General features: G+C 48.4%; 3 protein-coding genes and 1 pseudogene. 2 read left to right on the forward strand and 2 right to left on the reverse strand.

Features of this window, described 5'->3' with window-relative positions; all coding sequences use genetic code 11:
* Positions 1-437 precede the first annotated feature (437 nt).
* Positions 438-620, forward strand: coding sequence for a hypothetical protein (locus C480_RS23140; protein ID WP_152424086.1), 183 nt, complete (start codon positions 438-440; stop codon positions 618-620).
* Between the two features lie 111 nt (positions 621-731).
* On the opposite strand, the gene C480_RS17605 is transcribed toward C480_RS23140, so the two are convergent.
* Positions 732-2651, reverse strand: a complete 1920-nt coding sequence (locus C480_RS17605) for an AAA family ATPase (protein ID WP_006666977.1) — start codon at positions 2649-2651, stop codon at positions 732-734.
* A 129-nt stretch (positions 2652-2780) separates the two neighbouring features.
* Positions 2781-3428 (reverse strand): annotated as a pseudogene (locus C480_RS17610) (IS5 family transposase); the annotation flags it as partial.
* A gap of 162 nt (positions 3429-3590) precedes the next feature.
* On the opposite strand from C480_RS17610, the gene C480_RS17615 reads away from it, so the two are divergent.
* A partial coding sequence (locus C480_RS17615) for a TIM-barrel domain-containing protein (RefSeq protein WP_152424087.1) occupies positions 3591-5176 on the forward strand: 1586 nt, incomplete at its 3' end.

The raw sequence follows: 5176 nt of genomic DNA on the forward strand, positions 1-5176 counted from the left end.
CCGAAGGAGCATCTCGCAGGGTCGCTGAACACATCTACCTCAGTGTTCACCCTGCTCTCTGGTATGGTAACTGTTCTATGACGCCCTCGAGAGCATGCTATCGCTCACCTCGGCCCACATGGTGTCGATTACCCCAGACCCCCGTATGGTCCGTCAACTATTAATTGATGAGCTTGGTGAGCTGTTCAGCTAACGCAGAGAACCCGAACGAACGGCTATCTGTCAGAAGCGGCGTGATGGATACAACGCGCGAATTGATCGCTGAGGTTCCTACCAGTTTCAGATGTTGTCCGGTGAGTCATGTAGGATACAAGTCGAGAATGAGCACTGGTCAATCACTGTCTGATGAGGACTGGGATTATACGGTCGGTCGGAAGAGTTGATAATCCCGGCAAATTACCGTAATACCTGAGTAGATTACCGTAATAGTACTCCCTATGCCACCAGATGGGTACAATACGATTACAGTCAGCGAAGATGTATTCGCCTTGTTGACCGAAGTGATGGACGAATATGACTGTGAGAGCATCGCCGATGCGGTCGAAACCGCATCGGTCATCGCTCTCGACTACGATGAAGCTGAATTGGCACAGCTTCTCGCAGATCGGCTCCAGGAGTAACGAGATTACCGTAAATAGCTCTAAATTACCGTAGGCTCTATCAACTCCGGCGTCCGACGGTATAGTAGTATGACTGTGATCATATAGAACGCGAAAATCACTTCTGAGCCATCAAGCGTCTATGATAGAGTTCAGATCTTCAAACAATGCCTCAAATCGGTCCAGTGTATCTTCTGTTATTTCCTCCTTGAACTTATCCCGATTCTTTTGGAAGTGCTTGGCTGGTTTATTGTGTTCAAACACACTTCCATTAATCTGCTTCTCTTCGAAGAACCATTCTAAACGACGTGCTATTCTCGGGTTCTGATTCTGGATATGGGAAGGATCTACTTCATCAGGAGCATTTTGAGCCATTCTGAGCTCGGGCAAATAGGCGTCATTAACGAGAGAGATGTAGAATTCTTTTGAGAACATATCTTCCGTATCAGCGTTGCTATTCGCTGTGTACTCAGTGATTAGTTTGACGTCGTCAAGATCAAGTTGTCCACGGCTCTCGATGTTCTCGAGGCGTTGCTGTATCCTAGTGTCGTCATCAAGCAGGACGCCGATATCCAAGTCATTAGCTCCAAACATGGAAACGAAGGTTGGCACATTATCCGCTCCATCAACTGGCACTGGTGTCCATTGGTGACTGAGGGATGTTCTCTCTTGCTCGTCAAGTATTTCCGACATGAGTTGCAGATAGATCATATCCGACTTTCCTTCGACTAACAGGACTTGTGGTCCGATCAGCAGTGTTTGAATCAGGTCGTAACCCAGAGCGGCCTGTAATGGGAAGATGGTGTCGCTGTCAGTTCCAAGGATATCCTCAGAAATCTTCGTACCTTCCCCTTGTTGGTACTGGACGAGTCTTGCTCGGTCCATGTTTCGAGGTTCCAGCATGAAAGGCGAGTGTGTGGTATAGACTACAGAGTGTACCGGTGCTAAGCGCTCGTTGATGAACCGAAGGAAATCATTCTGAGCCTTTGCATGTAGGTTAAGGCCGGGTTCATCGAGGAGCAGAATAAGATCGTCGTCGTCATCTTTCATGTCAGAAAAATATGCAAGAAACGAGAAGAACCAGATGAAGCCCTTTGAACGCTTGCCGAATGGCAGTGTAACCCTGTCCCGTTCGCTGCGTATCCTAACATAGAGAACATAATTTTGCTTGTTCTGCTGATTGTTTTGCTCTTGAATATCTCTATCAAATTCAACTTGTAAATCGTCGCTTTGACTCCAATACTCGAATACTTGGTCTGTAATGTAGTTTGCCGCAGCTTCGAGTTCTGCCTTTCTGCTTTCGTATCTACTAATATTTCTTATATCATTTATATCCAATTCTGCGACCGAGAGTAAAGATAAGAAGGTTTGGTCTGATTCCGATAAGTTGTTTTTATTTCGTTTTCGACGGATCTTATCAATGTTGATATCCCCTTCCATAATCGAGTAGTCATCGAAGTAGAGGAAAGAAGGCACAGACTCTTTTAAATGATCTGTCCCAATTCGCTTGTCAAACCTCTCTTTGAGGATATCCTGTACTTCAGACTCAATATCACTGATTGAGTCATCAGAAGATGTAGACTCCTGTACTTTGGTTTCTAGGTCTTCGAATGATTCGGCTCTCTGTAGTTTAGCCTCTGTTTTATTGTGGAACTCGAACTGGTTTACAAGGTATCCCACGGCCTCACTTTCGTTAATATCGAATCTCCACGTTGTCTCGTTTTTATAATTCTTTGTTAGAACCGCAGTTGATGATTCTAAGATGTTATCAGTGAATTGTTTCTGAATAGGTATGATTTCTTTCTTTGATAGTTCAAATTTAGCACTGGCTACTGGGTCAGGATCTTGGTCGTGGCGCTGCTTATATTGGGTGAGTCGGGTTCGTGGGTATTCCTCAACGTGATCGTATTGGCCCGTGTTATCGACCGGATTGAGCCTATGGATGGCTTCGAGAAATGCTGTTTTTCCGGATTCGTTTTTGCCGACGAAACAGGTGACTTGGTCGAAGTCCACCCATTCGGAGTCCTCGATACTCTTGTAGCAGGGTGTCATAGAAAAGTTCCCGTTCCCTCTCTGTGACTACCCGACAAACGGTAAGTACAGATGACATAGTGGCCACGAACCTATCAAGTAGAGAGGCAGATAGTTCATTATCATTCATAGTGTAATTCATAGTGTATAATGATCGATGGGGCGAAACTCTCGGTGCTTGATCAGCGGTCTGATGCCCTTTTCTCTCAGTCTCTCGCGTAATTGCTGCCAATCGTAGCCTTTGTCGGCAGCGAGGCTGTGCAACTCGCCCGCGTTGCGGAGGGCGAGTTGCCAGCCGAGGTGGGTGTCGTGGCGTTTCTTGGACGTACAATGGACGTCGAGAACAGCCTGTGTTTCTGTGTCAACGAGCGCGGTTGTTTTGAGCGTCTGAATCCGATAATTCGTCCGGCGGCAGTAGTGCTTGCTGGCGTTTTCGCGGTCGAAAAACGTCGCGTCCATCGCCGTATGACCAGATGGCTCGTGCACCTGCACCGACAGGCGCAGCAGCACTCGCCAAACTTGTATTTTGTTCCTGTCAAACTCCTTGACTAGCGTTGAGTGATCAGGGATATCGGCCGTGTTGAGGCCGATATCCGCAAATATTTGTGGCATCTCGCTTAAGAGGTCAAGTGCTTCGCAGTAGGATTTCTCCAAGTAAATCCGCAGACAATGCAGCGAAACGACGGCGTAGTCGGCGAATCCGCTGCCACCCTGTGGGGCGGCGGATTCGCCTCGGTCACCAACAGCATTTTTAGCCAACGTCACGACCTTCCCAGTGAAGCGGGAGATTTTGGACATAGAGCATCCGCCATTTCCCGCTTCAACTCCCTAGTTCTAACGGTCGAAGTCTACGCAGTCATGCGATTCACCAGAGCCCACAAGAGCAATGTACATTATTTATTTACTGTGGATTTGGATATCAGAAATATTATTACAGATGTGAAGAAAATACTTCATCGGATGTTTGAAAGACACCGTCATGGTATTAATCGACGATCTGTGTTGAAATCGACCGCTGCACTTCTTGCAGGAAGTGCTGTTGCTTCTGTCCCTGTCCAAGGACATCATTATGATTCAAAGATTCATTATGAACCTGAACTGGATGAGGATAATCTCATGAAATTGTCAGTTCAGGATTATGAGATCCTCGAAGAAGGAGTGAGATTCAACCTTGGCGAATACGACGGTTATATTAGCCTGTTCAACGACGACTTCGCCCGTGTTTCGATCCTAGAAGAAGATGAAGAGGAGTACGAGTCCCGCGGCATTGCTAACGGCCGTGAAGAGTGGGATACACCGTATTTCAGCGTTGACGAGACCGCTAATACCATTGCGATTGATACAGAAACCATCACTGTCGAAGTTAAGAAAGATCTCTTCGGTGTGAAATTTCTCGACGAAACCGGTAACGTCATCAATGAAGACTACCTTGAAAAAGGAACGTCGGGTTACGAAGAGGGCAAACCATACGCATATAAGAAAGCCGACTCGGACGAGTCCTTCTACGGCTTTGGCGAGCAGCCCGAACTCACTCTCGACCAGCGCGGCAAGAAAATCGAAAATTGGAACACCGATCAGTACGGCTACGGGAACACCAACGACTACGTCTACACGTCGGTTCCCTTCTTCGTTGGGTTAAAGGACACAGGTGCGTACGGCCTCTTCTTTGATAATCCATCACACTCGGTCTTCCATATGGCTGACGACCCGAACGCCTCTGGAGAGAGCTACAACTCCCAGGCGGAAGAAGACTACTACTACTTCTTGGCTGATGGTGGCCAGCTAACCTACTACTTCGCGTACGGCCCTGAGATCAGTGATGTTCTCGAGCGATATACGGATCTCACAGGGACGATCCCCCTCCCACCAAAGTGGGCTATCGCATATCATCAGAGTAAATGGGAGTACAGTCCAGAGGAACTTGCCGAGGTTCCCCAGCGGTATCGCGAAGAGGAGATTCCGCTGGACGCGATGCACTTTGACATCGGTTACATGGATGACTATCGTGTCTTCACCATTCAAGGGACACACCGAGAGGCACTTAACACGCTCAATGAAGAGGTGCCCGAGCTCAAGACAGTCGCGGTTAACGATCCTGGCGTCGCGGTCGACGAAGAGGCTGACGTTGATGGCGATGGCAAAGACGAATCCTATGGTCCCTATCTTGAGGGGACCGAGAACGAGTATTGGACCAAGAACGCCAGTGGCGATACGTTCTACGGACCGGTCTGGCCGACCCAGGACGTCGCTGACGAGCCCACGGATGCAGTGTGGCCGGACTTTTCACGATCCGAGGTTCGCGAGTGGTGGGCCGACCAGCACAACGTGTTCTTCGACGCCGGATTTGACGGGATTAAAAACGATATGGGCGAACCAGCGGTGTTTCAGGAGAATGATAAGTATGACTGGACGATGCCGGCGGACAATATCCACGGCACGGGTGCAGATACGATGCTCCACGAAGAGTATCACAACATGTACGGGTTCGACTACGCTCGTGCATCCCGCAAGGCATACGACATCTACAAGCCCAACCAACGGCCGTT

The sequence above is a fragment of the Natrialba aegyptia DSM 13077 genome (assembly GCF_000337535.1).
GTDB classification, from domain to species: Archaea; Halobacteriota; Halobacteria; order Halobacteriales; family Natrialbaceae; genus Natrialba; species Natrialba aegyptia.